This window comes from Rhodococcus koreensis, from assembly GCF_017068375.1.
Classification (GTDB): Bacteria; Actinomycetota; Actinomycetes; order Mycobacteriales; family Mycobacteriaceae; genus Rhodococcus_F; species Rhodococcus_F koreensis.
This window is the reverse complement of the sequence record NZ_CP070609.1, coordinates 6,482,223-6,498,043: the sequence shown is the minus strand read 5'-3', so window position 1 is coordinate 6,498,043 and position 15,821 is coordinate 6,482,223. Positions and strand designations below refer to the sequence as shown.

Annotated in this window: 11 protein-coding genes and 1 pseudogene; 6 read left to right on the top strand and 6 right to left on the bottom strand. The window is 68.2% G+C overall.

All coding sequences use genetic code 11. The features are described from left to right. Positions 1–25: 25 nt before the first annotated feature. Positions 26–799, bottom strand: coding sequence for a serine aminopeptidase domain-containing protein (locus JWS14_RS29575; RefSeq protein ID WP_095861369.1), 774 nt, complete (start codon positions 797–799; stop codon positions 26–28). 617 nt (positions 800–1,416) lie between these two features. Between JWS14_RS29575 and tnpB the strand changes: the two genes are divergently transcribed. From tnpB to JWS14_RS29545, 6 genes are read left to right on the top strand one after another with little or no spacing between them, the layout of a single operon-like run. Beyond that, positions 1,417–2,946, top strand: a complete 1,530-nt coding sequence (tnpB, locus tag JWS14_RS29570) for an IS607 family element RNA-guided endonuclease TnpB (protein ID WP_095861370.1) — start codon at positions 1,417–1,419, stop codon at positions 2,944–2,946. A 10-nt stretch (positions 2,947–2,956) separates the two neighbouring features. Then, the gene (locus tag JWS14_RS29565; RefSeq protein WP_206015013.1) at positions 2,957–3,934 is read left to right on the top strand and encodes an ABC transporter permease; all 978 of its coding nucleotides are present in this window, start codon (positions 2,957–2,959) and stop codon (positions 3,932–3,934) included. Continuing rightward, complete coding sequence (locus JWS14_RS29560; protein ID WP_206015012.1) at positions 3,931–4,857, top strand: ABC transporter permease; 927 nt, start codon at positions 3,931–3,933, stop codon at positions 4,855–4,857. Before JWS14_RS29565 ends, JWS14_RS29560 begins: the two co-directional genes overlap by 4 nt. Beyond that, positions 4,854–6,710 (top strand): dipeptide ABC transporter ATP-binding protein, encoded by a 1,857-nt coding sequence (locus JWS14_RS29555; protein WP_072937527.1) that lies wholly within the window; start codon positions 4,854–4,856, stop codon positions 6,708–6,710. Before JWS14_RS29560 ends, JWS14_RS29555 begins: the two co-directional genes overlap by 4 nt. Positions 6,711–6,740: 30 nt before the next feature. Then, positions 6,741–8,426, top strand: coding sequence for an ABC transporter family substrate-binding protein (locus JWS14_RS29550; RefSeq protein ID WP_206015011.1), 1,686 nt, complete (start codon positions 6,741–6,743; stop codon positions 8,424–8,426). Positions 8,427–8,475: 49 nt separating this feature from the next. After that, positions 8,476–9,081 (top strand): hypothetical protein, encoded by a 606-nt coding sequence (locus tag JWS14_RS29545; protein ID WP_206016226.1) that lies wholly within the window; start codon positions 8,476–8,478, stop codon positions 9,079–9,081. Between the two features lie 6 nt (positions 9,082–9,087). Here JWS14_RS29545 and JWS14_RS29540 read toward each other — a convergent pair whose 3' ends face one another. The 5 genes and pseudogenes from JWS14_RS29540 to JWS14_RS29525 form a co-directional block, all read right to left on the bottom strand. After that, a complete protein-coding gene (locus tag JWS14_RS29540; protein ID WP_072937529.1) occupies positions 9,088–9,456 on the bottom strand; it encodes a hypothetical protein in 369 nt (122 codons plus the stop codon). 75 nt (positions 9,457–9,531) lie between these two features. Further along, positions 9,532–10,830 (bottom strand): zinc metalloprotease, encoded by a 1,299-nt coding sequence (locus JWS14_RS29535; RefSeq protein WP_206015010.1) that lies wholly within the window; start codon positions 10,828–10,830, stop codon positions 9,532–9,534. 22 nt (positions 10,831–10,852) lie between these two features. Continuing rightward, on the bottom strand, positions 10,853–11,950 hold the full coding sequence (locus tag JWS14_RS50255) for a DNA/RNA non-specific endonuclease (protein ID WP_241031695.1): 1,098 nt from the start codon (positions 11,948–11,950) through the stop codon (positions 10,853–10,855). A gap of 172 nt (positions 11,951–12,122) precedes the next feature. Next, positions 12,123–12,779, bottom strand: a pseudogene (locus JWS14_RS50250) (trypsin-like serine peptidase); the annotation flags it as partial. Positions 12,780–12,861: 82 nt separating this feature from the next. Continuing rightward, positions 12,862–15,819, bottom strand: coding sequence for a CHAT domain-containing protein (locus JWS14_RS29525; protein WP_206015009.1), 2,958 nt, complete (start codon positions 15,817–15,819; stop codon positions 12,862–12,864). Between the last annotated feature and the right edge of the window lie 2 nt (positions 15,820–15,821).

Below are 15,821 nucleotides of genomic sequence, written 5' to 3'. Positions count from 1 at the left end.
CTTCGCCGCGAAGGCCTCCCCGCGTTCACCGGATCGTCCCGAAGAACTTCACGACCTCCGCGGCCCGGAAGTGGTCTTCCGACACGTGTGGGCCGCTCACCTCGACGAACTCGACCGAGTCCGAGCCGCGGCGGATCATCTCGACCCACGGCCCCGTGACACCGGCGATGTTCGCGACCTCGTCCTCCCGCGAGGCGTACACCCGAATGGGTACTCCCACATAATCTCCCGGCCGGTGCCGGACGGCGTCCCAGTGCTCCGTCTTCGATTCGAGGTCGTGCCCGTCCGCGGACAGGTCGAACGCGTCCCGCAGGGTGTCGCGTCCGTGCTCGCCTCGTTCCCACACCGCGCGCAGCGACAGCGACGGGGCGATGAACACGGCACCGTCCCACGGCACCTCGCGCAGTCGCACGGCGTTGGCGGCGGCGTTCCCGCCCATCGATTCGCCGATCAGGAACCGCCGCAGCACCGGCCACCGCCGGGACACCCACGCGTCCAGCGCCACCACGGCGTCCTGCGCCGACCGGTTACCCCATAGGTCGCCATGCAGGTACGGGCTCGCGACCACGTATCCGGCGTCTAGCAGGCCGTCCCGCAGTCCGGCGCGATCGTCGATCGACCTCTCGTCCCCCGTCCGCCCGTGCAGATAGTACGCGACTGCCGACGGCGTCACCCCGCGCGGCACCCCGACCAGCGCACGATCGCCGGACCGCGGGACCGTCACCGCGTACTCGTCGTACCTGGTGAGGTGTGCCGTGCGCCGCGTCACCTGTTCGACGGCGCCGGCACGAATTGTCACACCGCCAACGCTAACAAGCGACGACGCAACATGCCGGGCGGCGATCTCGGACGCGGCACCCGTTTCGCCGAGTCGGGCCGACCGCCGGCGGCACGCTCCTATACTTCGTAGCGTTGAGCCCTAGTTGCGAGGGTTTGCAACCGTTCGCTAGTGGGATTGTTTCGTGCTGTCTAGTGGAGTTTGGTGTCGTGATGTTGAGGGATTGGGCGGCAGCGAGCGGAGTGAAGTACCGGACCGCGTCGGCGTGGTTTCATGCGGGAACGCTTTCTGTCCGAGCTCAGCAGTTGCCGTCGGGCACGATCCTGGTGGGAGATACTGCGGTCTGCACGCCATGGGTCGGGAAGGGCATGAAAATTCGTAAGCTGTTTGCCGATCAGAACGTGACGACGATCGTGGTGGAGCATCGGGAGCAGCCCGACGAGGCTCGGGTTCGAATGCATCGAGGCCGTTTTTGTCGGCGCAAGGTCGTACTCTGCTCACGTTGGCCGACGATGGGGGTGGTTGATGATCTGGTGGGACATGACCGGGGTGGTGACGTCGCTGCGTGCCCGCCTGAACGGGCAGCGCCGTGCACGTCGGCGTGCCGCCGCTGCCGTGGCCGCCGCGACGGACCGCCCATGACGGCCGCTGCTGCACTCGAGGATCGGACTGCCGACATCACTGCGCCGGATCCGTCTCGGACGGTGATCCGGGCGTACGTCTACGTTCTCGATCCCACCCCGGCACAGGTCGAGGCGTTACGGTCGCATTGCGGGGCACAGCGTTTCGCCTACAACTGGGCACTGTCACAAGTCAAGGCGAACCTCGATCAACGGACCGCGGAACGGTCCTACGGTGTTCCCGACGCGGAGCTGACCCCGTCGATGTCGTGGTCCGCATACCGTCTGCGCAAATTCTGGAACACCGTCAAGAACGACGTCGCGGTCGCCCCCGAGACCGGGAAAGTGTGGTGGCCAGAGAACTCGAAGGAGGCGTATAGCTCCGGGATCGCGAACTGTGCTGCCGCGTTGTCGAACTGGTCCGACGCCCGGTCCGGGAAACGGAAAGGCTCGATGGGGTTTCCGCGGTTCCGAAGTAAGCGGGCGGTGCTGTCGTGCCGGTTCACGACGGGCAGTTTCGGGCTGGTCACCGATGGCGGTGACCGCCGTCATGTGCAGTTGCCCCGGATCGGGGCGATCCGGACGTGCGAATCCACCCGCAAACTGGCCCGCAAGACTATCGCTGGGACGGCGCGGATCCGATCTGCGACCGTGTCGTATCGACGCGGCCGGTGGCAGGTGTCGTTTTCCGTCGAAACTACTCTCCCCGCCAGGGCACTCCCGCCCACCGCCACCTGTGCCTCCGCCGTTGCCGATGGTGGTGTGGACGGTTCGGTGGTCGGCGTCGATGTGGGGGTGAAACACCTCGCGGTCCTCTCGACCGGAGAGATGATCGACAACCCGAAACACACACGAAAGCACGCGAAGGTGTTGCGTCGTCTGCAGCGCCGCGCGTCCCGCCAGATCGGCCCGGATCGCCTCACCGGCCAAGAGCCCTCACAGCGGTGGCTGCGCACCCAAGACCAGATCAGGGCAGTACACACCCGCACCGCCGACGCGCGCCGCGATCACCTGCACAAACTCACCACCCGACTGGTGCGGGACGTCGGCACCGTCGTCGTCGAAGACCTCAATGTCACGGGGATGACCCGCTCCGGTGGCGCCTACAAGCGTGGACTGAACCGGGCTCTGCGTGATGCGGCGCTCGCCGAGATCCGACGACAACTGACCTACAAGACCGAGTGGACCGGCACAAGACTGCACGTGGCGGACCGTTGGTATCCGTCGAGTAAGACCTGCTCGAACTGTCAGGTAGTGAAAGCCAAACTACCCCTCAATGTTCGGGTGTTCACCTGCGATTCGTGCGGATTCCGCGCTGATCGTGATCACAATGCCGCCCTCAACCTCGCTGCCCTCGCGGCGGTTGTTGACGGTGGTGCGTCTTCGGCGAGTTGCGGACGAGACGTAAAAGACGCCCGACAGAAACCAACCATAAGACCCGCCATCCGGCGGGCAGACGGTATCGCTGCGGGAACGCCACATAGTGGTGAACGTGGCCGGGGTAACCCGGCCGCTCATGCCGAGTGCACCAAACAACACTCAGGATGAACGGGGATCGATGGGTATCTTCCTGCTACGACGAGCGCTCAATTACGTGGTGCTGTTGCTGCTGGCGTCGTTCCTGACGTTCAGCCTCACCTCGCTCACCTTCCGCCCGCTCGACAGCCTGGAACAACGTAACCCCCGGCCGCCGCAATCGGTGATCGACGCGAAGGCCGCGGAACTGCATTTGGACGACCCGATCCCGGTGCGGTACGCGAACTGGCTGGGCGGCGTGGTGCACGGCGACTTCGGCACCACCATCACGGGTCAGCCGGTGTCGGACGAGTTGGGCCGCCGGATCCTGGTAAGCATGCGATTGCTGATCCTCGGTTCCGTCATCGGGGCGGTGCTGGGGGTGCTGATCGGCGCCGCGGGTGCGATCCGGCAGTACAAGTTCAGCGACTATTTCAGCACCGTCGTGTCGCTGCTGATTCTCAGCGCGCCCGTGTTCCTGGTGGCAACCCTGCTGAAATACGGTGCTCTCCAGATCAACTCGGCCACCGGCAGCCAGATCTTTCTGTACACCGGGGAATCCTCGGCCAGCACGATCACCGGGTTCTGGCCGCAGTTCGTCGACCGGGTGCAGCATCTGGTGCTGCCGACCATCGCGCTGGCGTTGGGCAGCATCGCAGGGTACAGCCGATATCAACGCAACGCGATGCTCGACGTTCTGGGGAGCGACTTCATCCGGACCGCGCGGGCGAAGGGGCTGACCCGGCGGGCGGCACTGCTCAAGCACGGACTCCGGACGGCGCTGATCCCGATGGCGACCCTGTTCGCCTACGGGTTCGGGGCGCTGGTCGTCGGGGCCACGTTCACCGAGACGATCTTCGGCTGGCACGGCATCGGCGAGTGGATCGTGATCGGCATCGACAACCAGGACACCAACATCGTCGTCGCGATCACGTCGTTCACCGGGCTGATCGTGCTGTTGTCAGGGCTGCTCTCGGACGTCGTGTATGCGGCGCTGGACCCGAGGGTGCGTGTGGGGTGACCGAGATCCAGATCGCGTCCACCGATGCGGCGGTGTCGGCCGTCGGGCGCCGAACCCTGCTGTTTCGGCGGTTTCTCCGGAACAAACCCGCCATCGCCGGGGTGTGCATCCTGCTGTTGCTGTTCGTCGCCAGTTTCGTCGGACCGTACCTGCTCCCCTACGACTATCAGCAACTCGACTACACCGCGCTGCTGCAGCCGCCCAGTGCCGAACATCCTTTCGGCACCAACCAGATCGGGCAGGACGTTCTCGCCCAGACGTTGCGCGGGCTGCAGAAGTCGCTGATCATCGGCATCTGCGTCGCGCTCTTCTCCACCGCCATCGCGGCGCTCGTCGGTGCGCTGGCCGGGTATGTCGGCGGCTGGCCGGATCGGGTGATCATGTGGCTGGTCGATCTGCTGCTCGTCGTTCCCAGCTTCATCATCATCGCCGTGTTCACCCCCCGGCTGAAGTCGTCGAGTTCGATCATCCTGCTGATCCTGCTGCTGGCGGTGTTCGGCTGGATGATCACCGCCCGGATGGTCCGCGGGATGACGCTGAGCCTGCGCGAGCGGGAATTCGTGCAGGCCGCCCGGTACATGGGGGCACCGACGCACAAGATCATCACCAGCCACATAGTCCCGAACATCGCGTCGATTCTGATCATCGACGCGACCCTGAACGTCGGTGCCGCGATCCTCGCCGAGACCGGGCTCAGCTTCCTCGGGTTCGGCGTGCAGAAACCGGACATCTCCCTCGGGTCGCTGATCGCCGACGGTACCGAATCCGCCCTCACCTACCCGTGGCTGTTCATGTTCGCGGGCGGACTGCTGGTGATCACCGTGCTGTCGGCGAATCTCGTGGGCGACGGACTCCGCGACGCGGTCGACCCCACCTCGAAGCGCGCCCGGTCCCGCAAGAGCAGGAAGAAAGTGAAGCGGTGACCGGGCAACCGCTGCTCGACATCGAGAACCTGCGGGTCAGCTTTCCCAGCGAGGAAGGCCGGATCGAGGCGGTCCGCGACGTCAGCTACACCGTCTCCGACGGCGAGGTGCTGGCCATCGTGGGTGAGTCGGGCTCGGGCAAGTCGGTGGCGTCCCTCGCCGTGATGGGGCTGCTGCCCGAGCACGCGCGCGTCACCGGCTCGATCCGGTTGCAGGGCCGCGAGTTGCTGGGCATGGGAGACCGGGAACTGTCGGCGCTGCGCGGGAAGACGGTCAGCATGGTGTTCCAGGACCCGCTGTCCGCGTTGACGCCGGTGTACCGGGTCGGTGACCAGATCGCCGAGGCGCTGCTGGTCCACGGCCGGGCGAGCAACAGAAAGGACGCCGAGCAGCGCGCCGTCGACCTGCTCGATCTGGTCGGGATCCCCGATCCTGCGGTGCGCGCCAAGGCTTTTCCCCACGAGTTCTCCGGCGGCATGCGCCAGCGCGTGGTGATCGCCATCGCGATCGCCAACGATCCCGCGCTGATCATCTGCGACGAACCGACCACCGCCCTCGACGTGACCGTGCAGGCGCAGATCCTGAACCTGCTGCGCAAGGCGCGTGATCTCACCGGTGCCGGCGTCGTGATGATCACCCACGACATGGGCATCGCGGCGACCCTCGCCGACCGCGTGGTGGTGATGTACGCGGGCCGGGTGGTGGAGTCCGCTCCGGTGCGGGAGCTGTTCGCCGAACCCCGGATGCCCTACACCGCAGGACTACTCGTGTCCGTACCAAGGATGGACGCGCCGATCCGGAGCCGCCTGGTCTCGATCGCCGGCGCCCCGCCGGCACCGCATTCACTGCCACCCGGTTGCACGTTCGCGCCGCGCTGCCCGCTCGCCGTGGACGCCTGCCTGCTCGCCGAACCGGAACTCGTCGCGACCGGACCGGCCCACCGGGCGGCGTGCATCCGCGTCGACGAGAGCGGCACCCGCGACCTCGTCACGGCATATCGGCGGGATCAGCCGGCCCCCGCCCCCACTGCGAGGACGCAACCCGAGCACCGGGTGGTGCTGCAGGTGACCGACCTGGTGAAGACGTATCCGATCACCAGCGGTCTGGTGTTCCGCCGCAAGCGCGGCGAGATAAGGGCGGTCGACGGCATCACGTTCGACATTCGTGCGGGTCGCACGCTGGCGTTGGTGGGCGAATCCGGCTCGGGCAAATCGACGACGTTGACGCAGGTCCTCGACCTGTCCGCGCCGGAATCCGGGTCGATCGAGGTGCTGGGTGCCGACGTCGCGGCGCTGAGCGCCCACCGCAGGCGCGCCCTCCGGCGGAAGATGGCCGTCGTCTTCCAGGATCCGACGGCGTCCCTGGACCCCCGGCTGCCGGTGTTCGACGTGCTCGCCGAGCCGCTGCGGCTGGACGGCCGCGGGCGCGAGGAGATCGGCCGCCGGGTACCGGAACTGCTCGACCTGGTGGGGTTGCGACGCGAGCACGCCGACCGGTATCCGGCCGATTTCTCGGGCGGCCAGAAGCAGCGGATCAGCATCGCCCGGGCGCTCGCGCTCGATCCGGAACTGCTGTTCCTGGACGAACCGGTGTCTTCGCTCGACGTCTCCATCCAGGCCGGGGTGCTCAACCTCCTGCGCGACCTCCAGGAGCAGCGGGGCATGTCGTACCTGTTCGTCTCCCACGACCTATCGGTGGTCCGCAACATCGCGCACGACGTCGCGGTGATGTACCGGGGCAGGATCGTCGAGTCGGGAGCCGCGCAGACGATTTTCGAGGATCCGCAGCACGAGTACACCCGGGCACTGCTCGCGGCAATCCCCGTACCGGATCCAACGTATTTGGCACACTAGGGTCAGCGAACTTCGAGGAAGGGCACATCCATGAGGATTCGTTCGGCGCGCACCCGCCTCGCGGTATCGTTCCTGGCCATCGGCCTCGTTCTCGCCGGCTGCGGGGGCTCGGACACCGGCGGCACCGGGACCGGATCCGGGTCGATCGGCACCACCAACGACATCAACCCGCACGACCCCAGCGAACTGCGCGACGGCGGAAACCTGCGGTTGGCGTTGTCGGGTTTCCCCCCGAACTTCAACACGCTGTCCAACGACGGCAACGACTCCGAGATCGGCGGCATGCTGAAGCCGATGATGCCCCGCGCGTTCGGCACCGACGCCTCGGGGGCGCTGTCGGTGAACCACGACTACTTCGTCGACGTCGCGCTCACCGGCACCGACCCGCAGCAGGTCACGTACACGATCGACCCGAAGGCGGTGTGGTCCGACGGCACCCCGATCACGTGGGAGGACATCCAGTCCCAGGCCGCGGCGCTCAGCGGGAAGAACAAGGAATTCCTGATCGCGAACACGTCCGGATTCGAGCGGGTGGACCGGGTCGAGCGCGGCGTCGACGACCGTCAGGCGGTGATCACGTTCGCCGAGCCGTACGCCGAGTGGCGGGGCCAGTTCGCGGGCAATTCGATGCTCTACCCGAAGGCGGCCACCGCGACCCCCGAGGCGTTCAACACGAGCCTGCGCGACGGGATCTCGCTGACGTCGGGACCGTTCCGGATCGCGTCGATCGACCGGGCGCAGAACCGGATCACGTTGGGCCGCAACCCCGTGTGGTGGGGCAACACCCCGAAACTCGACACCATCACGTACAGCGTGCTCGACGACTCCGCGCGAATTCCCGCGCTGCAGAACAACGAGATCGACGCGTCCGGGCTGGGCACGATCGACGAGGTGAAGACGGCGGAGGGATCGGACGGCATCGCGATCCGCCGGGCGCCGGGAACCCAGTTCTCGCACATCACGTTCAACGGCGCGGACGGATCGATCCTCGCCGATCCGGAATTGCGGGTGGCGCTGTCCAAGGGCATCGACCGGCAGGGCATCGCGACCGCGATTCAGAACGGTCTGGTCGACGACCCCCAGCCGCTGAACAACCACGTCTACCTCAGCGGTCAGGAGGGCTACCAGGACAACAGTGCGGCCGTCGCCTACGACCCCGAGGAGGCCGCGCGGCGGCTCGACGAGCTCGGCTGGAAACTGAACGGCGAGTTCCGGGAGAAGGACGGGCGTAGGCTCGAGATCCGCGACGTGATGTACCAGTCGACCACCTGGGTCCAGATCGCGCAGATCGTTCAGCAGAACCTCGCGCAGATCGGCGCCAAGCTGAACATCGACACCCGGGGCGGCACCGGGTTCTTCACCGACGTCATTCAGCCCGGCGACTTCGACCTCGCCCAATTCTCCTGGGTGGGTGATCCGTTCCCGCTCAGCGGTCTGCCGCAGATCTACGCGTACAACCCCGACGACCTGCAGGGCAATTACGGCCGGATCGGTTCGCCCGAACTGAACGCGCTGATCGAGCGGACGATCTCGGAACTCGACCCGCAGAAGGCGATCGAACTGGCCAACGAAGTCGACACCGCGGTGTTCGAGGAGGGGTTCTCGCTGCCGCTGATGCAGGCGCCGGGCAACGTCGCGGTGCGCGACAACCTGGCGAACTTCGGTGCCGCCGGTCTCGCGTCCTACGACTACACCAAGATCGGTTTCCTGAATTAGCGGGTTCGCGGCCGTGCGCTACCCGGTGGCCGTCGCCGTGGGCGCGCTGCTGGTGTGCGGCGTGTTCGCCGTGGTCGCCGACGCCGATCAGTTCAGCGCACTGGTCGTCGTGGCGGCGGCGGTGCTCGGGGTCACCGGCTACACGTGGTTCGCGGCCACCCGCACGCGCTCGGGGCCGGGACGGCCGGCCACGGTGCGCCGGGTTCGCCAGCAACACCGACTGACCAGCAGGTCCTGGATCGAGGTACGTGAGGAACCGGGGTCGCTGTGGATTCCGGTGTTCTTCGATGCCGCTCTGGTCACCCTGCCGACGCCGACCGCGGCGACGGTGCACGACGCGGGCCGTCGCACCGTGGTGGTGTGGGAGGGCCGTCGCCTGCTCCCCTCGGGTCGAGCGCGTCGTTCGGAGCCGCCCGGCCGGTTGATCGACAACCCGTCGCGTCCGGATCCGGACGGCCCGGTGCGCGCCCGGGTCGCGGTCCGGCCGGCCCGCAGGCTCGTCCTCGACGCTCAGTTCGCGGTGGCGGCGCCGTTCGCCGGGGCCTTGTGGGTGTACGTCGCGGGCGGCGGGCTTCCCGCGTTCGCCGGCGCGACGTGTGTGGCCGCGGCCGTCGCCGTGTGGTTGGCGGCGGTCCGCGGCTCCGACCCCAGTTGAGCGCGGCTACGACATGGTGACGCCCGCGCTGACGAAGCACGGCAACAGCCCGGCGATCTCACTCAGCACCGGCCCGAACCCGACGGCGGCCGGTACGGGGTCGTTGACGAACGCGACACCCCGGAATCCGGTGGTGAGGTTCGTGAACTGCACGACGGCGCCGTTCCACTGCGCGAACGGCGCTGCGGTGGTGTACCGGATCCGGTCGGGTCCGACGCGTTCCGCGTTGAACGTGAGCCAGGCTCCGGGGGCGCACGTCGACATCGAGCCGGGGACGAACGGCGCGGCGGAGGCGGCGCCGGGCACAGCGAACGACAATGCGCCCGCGACGGCGAGCACTGCTCCCAGCCGACCCAGCACTTTTCGAGTAGACATCGGAATTCCTTTCGGGGCGCGCCAATCCGTCTCCCCGAGTACGGCGGAACCGCGTCACTGAGTGTGAATACCAGGTCAGAGAAGTATATCTCCGCAGGTACCTCCGGCCGCTACGTCCCCGACGTCCAATTCGAGGCGGTCCTCGTCGAGCCGGACCACCCGAACGGTGCGCGTGTCGCCCGCCGCCGTGGTCACCTCGAGCCGCCCGTCGTCGTCCGCGGGCACCCACGTTCCCTCCCGTGGTTCGTCGGCGTCGCCCCGGCCGATCGCCCAGTCGACGAACGAGCCGTCCGGCCGGAATTCGATCCCGCCCCGCCCCCGCGCCCGCGGGAAGTCGAATCCGGCGGGCCGGTACACGCGGACACCGTCGTGGTCCTCCTCGAAGGAATGCCGCCAGCGTCCCGCCGCGCCCGGGGCCACCAGTGCGGAGACGGCCGGACTCGCTGCCCGTCCGGTCCACAACGCCTTCCGGACGCCGTCCAGGCACGCGCCCATCCGGGCGCCCTGCCCCTTGGTGAACATCACCATCCCCGCGTCGTCCGTGTAGTCCATGTAATCCATGAACAGGTCGCCGTGGGGGCCGTTCCCGCAACTGATGTGCGGGAAGCGTGGCATCCCGACGTTCTGCCCGCCCTGATTGGGGGTGTCGGCGACCTCGTCGGAGCCCCGGCACCCGGTGCCGTCGTCGCCCCAGATATGGAAGAGGTTGAGGTAGTGCCCGATCTCGTGGGTCGCGGTGCGGCCGAGGTTGAACGGGGCCCGCGCGGTGCCCGTCGTGCCGAACGCGGTGTACGTGATCACGACGCCGTCGGTGGCGACGGGGCCGCCGGGGAACTGCGCATAGCCGAGCAGGCCACCGCCGAGCGCACAGACCCAGATATTGAGGTATCTCTGCGTCGGCCACGGGTCGGCGCCGCCGGTCTCCGCGGACTTCACGCCGTCGTTCTGGTCGAACGAGTCGACTTCGGTTGTGGTGCGGGTGATTCCGTTCGACGGCCGCCCGTCCGGGTCGGTGTCGGCGAGGAAGAATTCGATGCCGGCGTCGCCGATCAGCTGCTCGAACACGGGCGGAACGGTGTCGATGTCGTCGTTGGTGGCGCGGAAGTCCTTGTTGAGCACCATGATCTGGCTCTCGATCTGCGCGTCGGAGATGTTCTGCGCCGCTGTCGTCGACACCACGTGCACGACGACCGGAATCCGGACCGGTCCGCGGGCGGCGATCGACTGCAACGGCTCCAGTTCGATGCTCTGGTTCTCGATCTCCGATCGGGCGATGCGATACGACTCCGACTCGGTCAGCAGCCGGCGGTGCACGTCCATCGCCCCGCACGTGCGGCGGGTCGGCAGATCGGCCGCTGATTCGTTGGTGCTCATGACGTCGGGTTCCCTTCCGGTTTCAGAGGATCAGGTCCTGAGGGCGGATCAGTTCGCGGGGCAGGCTGCTCGCCTCGATTCGTTCGAGCGGGTCGGCCGCGATGTAGGGGTCCAGGCCCAGACCGGTCAACTGTGCGATCCGCCGGACGGGTACCTGGAACGTGCGGTACGCGCCGTAGGAGAACGCCTCCTCCCCCTCGGCGAACTCGTCGAGCAGGGCGGCCTGGCTGAGCAGGTATCCGGTGACCGAGAGGCTGCCGTCCTGCTTCACCATGGCGACCGTCTTCCAGAACTGCCGTGGCAGCGCCACACCGCGATACTTCGGGTCGTCCGGTGCGAGAACGGGCCCGGTCACGACGGTGACGGCGAGATCGGCGTTGTCCGCGTTCTTCAGGACGTAGTCCTCGAGGCCCAGCCACAGCGTCTGTCCCGCGTTGAAACTGTGGTGTTGCGGAGTGCAATTGGTGAAGTGGAACGTGTCGTCGTTCGCCGCTTTGGCCAGCGGGCCCCAGGCCGGGTCGAGACGCCGCACGAGGTGCCCCCGGTCGAGCGGATTGTCGCGGTACACGTCCTCCCCCGTCTGCTGATCGGCGGGAAGCCGGGGGTCGAGAATCCATCTGTCGCTGTCGCGCCGGGGGCTCTGCGACTGCCGCCCGTCGATGTTCACGGCGGTGAACAGTGCCAGTGCCCGCTCGCGGTGCATCACGACGCTGAAGTGGTGATATTTCAACTCCGGTGACGCCACCGCAGGCACCTCGGGCCGCGGCAGTGGTAGCGGCACCCGCAGGAAGCTCTCGTCGTACCCACCCCGGGTGCCGTAGTTCGGATCGATCGAGATCGCTTCCGGCGCGGCGGCCGGTGACTCGACCGATCCGAGACGCACCGTGATTTCGAGGGGAACCCGGACGGTCACCTCCCGTTCGTGTTCGAGCACCGGGCGGACTGCCGGCACCGTCCGCTCGGCGCCGACAACCTCGTCGACGAGGTCCCGCCACTGCGGGGTCAGGTTCTGCGCACGCACGTATTCGAGTATGCGGCTGATCCGCACCCCCTCGTTGAGGACTCCACCGAACTCGGTGTGTTGCGGCGCCCGCACACTCGCGTGGTGCAGGGCGACCACCTCCCACTGATCGTTGAAGACCGGTGAACCCGAGGATCCGGGTTCGGTGTCGGCCGAGTAGTGCAGGAACCGTTCGGGAATGTCGACGATGCGGTTCTCCCGCAGCGCGGATCTGCTTCTTCTCGCCGCGGGGATGCTGCACGATGGTCACGAACTCACCGATCACGGCCTTGCCCTCCGCCTGGATCAGCGGGCTGAAACCGAACTGTGCGAGCGTCCCGGGCTCGGCCCCGACCGCGACCAGCGCGAAATCGCGTTCCCGGTCGGCGAGGTAGAACCGTCCCGGATCCAGCGGAAACATCTGCACGGGCCGCGGTTTTCCGTCGACGCCGTCCTGGTAGTCGAACTCGATCACGCTGCTGCGGGCGATGTCGGCGTCCGGCAGCACGTGGTGGTTGGTCAGCAGCAGGGCAGGTGAGACGAGGAAACCGGTGCCGTAGCCCTGCAGGGTTCCCCGTGCGTCGCGGATGTTCACCCGTCCGATGGACCGGGCGGCGGCGACGCCGGCATCGAGGTAGCGGGCGCCGACGAAATCTGCTGTGCCCACGATCTTCTCGAGAATCCGGTCCGGGAGGGTGTCCGACGCCCAGCCGTCCTCGCCGTAGTAGCGACCGAGCCGGTCCACCCGCTTCGCGATCCGTTCGGGCGTATCCGCCGCGGCAACCCCGCCGGGACCGTTGAGCGCCTCCACGTGCTCGCCGCGCTGGGGTGCCCGTTCCCGCGCACGCAGTTCTGCCGCATCGTGTTGTCGTTGCCGTTCCGCCTCGAACGTTCCCGCAGGCGTCGCGCGCTGCGACTGCCCGTCTCCGATGTTGTCGACGATGGTCATGACTCGGTCCTCACGTAGGCGGCGGCTCGGTGCTGTGCCTGCCAGCCTTCGCGCCGCGGGCGGACCGGTCATGCGTAGCCGACTACTCGTTTCTCGGTCCGACCGCGGCGCCGGCGCGTTCGTACTGTTCGACGCCGTTCCGGACGACCCGCCGAATGCGGTTGCCGTCGGCCACCAGGGCGTCGAGCAGCGGAACCGCCAGTTCCGGGCGGATCGGGATTTCCGCGAGCAACTGCCCGAGTTCGAGTGCGTCCGATCCGAGTGCTGCGACGACGACCTCCCGCCGCGCGCTGTCCAGTGCCGCTTCGACGTCGAGTTGCTTCGCGGTGTCACCCCGTGCCGTCGGTATCGGTGTCGCCGTCTCGACCAGCAGCGCCCGGACGTCCCGCGCGGCCAGGTCGCGGTCGGTCGCCCAGACCAGCATCGCCGCGACGGCCACGTACAGCGCGGCGAAGGTCGTGCCCTCCATCTCCGGCCGGTCGACGAGCCGCTCGCACGTTGTCCCGGTGATCGTCCGCGGCGCGTAGACGTCGGGTTTGCCCGCGTCGGCGAAGTACGGGGTTTCGTGGGTGAGGGTGCCGTCGTCCTCGACGGCACCGACGGCGAACGCGTCCGCACTCCACGCGGGATACGCCGGTTCGTCGGAGTGGTCACCCGAGACGATCACGAGTCGGCCGTCGCCGACCAGGCGCGCGATGACGGCGTTCTGCGCGTCGGACGGGACCGCGTTGCCGTAGTCGAACACCAGGATGTTCGCGTCGGCGAGGCCGGCGTCCTCCATCCACCGGCAGACGTCACGCTCGGACGGGACACCGTTTGCGAAGGCCAGCTCCTGGGGCAGGAGTTCGGCCAGCGCCGATTCGCCCTGCCCCATCTCGCCGGACACCACCCGGCCCGGAACGTCGTGCCGGATGGCGCATTGTGTGACGGCCACCGCGATCTCCTCACGCCGCCCGGCGGTGAACGGTCCCGCCACCGCCAACCGCAGTGCGTGCCGCACCGGCGCCGCGGCTGCCGCCTCGGCCTCGGGTGCCCCGGAGCCGGCGCCGAAGAAGTCGGACCCGTTCGACACCGGCAGCGCCGGCTTCGCGGCACCGACACCGAGTTGCCGGACGAGCAGCGGCAGGTCCCGCGGTTCGAAGGTGCCGTCCTGGGCGGCGAGATCCGCCAGCTGCTCCCACAGTTCCAGGTGCCGCACGTCGGTGTAGAGCCGGGAGAGATCCTGCTCCGGGTAACGCGTCAGCGTGGGCAGATTGCGCCGGATCCATTGCCACACTTCGGGCCAGGACAGGGCGTCGAGGCGGATCGTGCGCACTTCCGCGGCGCGGAGCGACTCGGTCAGTCCGGCGAGTTCCCCAGTGGTCGCCACGGCGAGCCGCGCGTCGCCCCGACGCTCTGTCAACAGGACCAAGGCGTCGAGGAGGTCCGAGGCGCCGGGGGCGTCGCCGACAAGCAGGTCGCCGTCGTCGACGACGATCGCGGTGGGGACTTCGGTGAGGTCGTCGAGTAGCCGCTCCCACCAGTCACCGGCGCTGAGCCTGCCGGGCCGGGCGGTGCGGACCCCGGCGTCGTCCATCAGCTCGGCGACGATCCGGGACAGTTCGCGGAGCGGGTCGGGTTTCGCGAGCAGCCGTTTCGCGCTGACGAACAGATGCGCGATCTGCGGTTCGAGCTCCTCGAGCACGCGGTCCAGGAGGGCGGTCTTTCCGGTGGAGGGCATCCCGACCACGTGCAGCAACCGGGCGGACGTCCGCCCGGACAGCACGTCCACCCCCTCGCGCAGTTCCGCTAGGCGGGAGATGAAGCGGAGTTCGCCCTGGCGGATCCCGATCCGCCGCGAGATCCGCCGGGGCGAGGGTTCCGGCCGCGCTTTCGCGTCCGGGTCGATGATCGCGCCGGGCTCGCTCCCGCCGACGAACAGGCAGGGCACCGCCCAGTCGAGCAGGGGGTCGCCGCTGTTCTCGTCGCCGTTGATCGCGAGCCGCGCCAGCCGCAACGCCTCCGCGACGGGCTGGCCGGCGGTCAGCGCCTCGTAGAAGAAGCGCGTCAGCAGTCGCTCCGTCCGGAACGGCAGCACCGCCTGCATGCCGATCACCATCGGGCACGCATCACGCACACAGATGTCGGCCGAGGACAGCGGCCCCGGCCACGGGTCGTCGTCGGTGGCCCCGTCCGGCGCGCGGGCCGTCTCGCACCCCGCGAACACCGCCAGCCGGAGGTCCGGCAGCTGCTGCAACAGCAACGCGAACTCCTGGCTCGGCAGCAGCATCCCGCGGCCGTTGCGCCGCTCCACCTTCAGACCGTCCGGATTGGCGTGCCCGAGATAGTGGAAGAGGTGAAACCCTCGTCTCTGCATGCCCATTCGACTGCGAAGACGTTCGACGGACGGACGGTCCTCGACCACCACCCGGAGCAGACCACGGTCGACCAGGGGCCGCAGTTCCGACAGCAGGCTGCGTTTCTCGGCGTACAGGTCGAACGGGGCCTCGGAATCCTCCGGGCCCTCCCGCAGCGGACTCGACATCACCAGCAGGAGATTGAGCGGCGGCTCGATCGGCGTCTGCCGGATCGGGTACGTGCGCGACCGTCCGGACCGCACCACGTGGACGTCGCGTGCCATGGCGAGGAACTGGTCGGGGCGTTGCGGATCCAGCAGCAACTCCCACGGCCAGGCGCACACTTCCTGCGGCGCGGCGAGGATCCGCACGAGGAGCTGAGTTCCCGCCCTCCCGGCGATTCCCCGGCTCTGCTGCAACAGCGTTTCGATGTCGGGGATCCCGAACACCAGGTCCGTCAGCACTTTCCCGACGTCGAGCGCGTGGGCCGCGGCGTCGGTGCGCGCGTGCCGGACGGTGTCGGTCAGCCATCCGGACGGCGCGTCGATCGTCTTTCCCGTGACGTCGTTCGGCAGTTTCCATTCCGGGATCTCTCGCCGCACCGCGAACACCGACCCCATCCAGGACTGCGCCGACAGCCAGACGTGGTCGCCCGCCCGGAGAACGCTGATCTCCAGTTCCTCGAAACCGGTTGCGGGTCTCATGT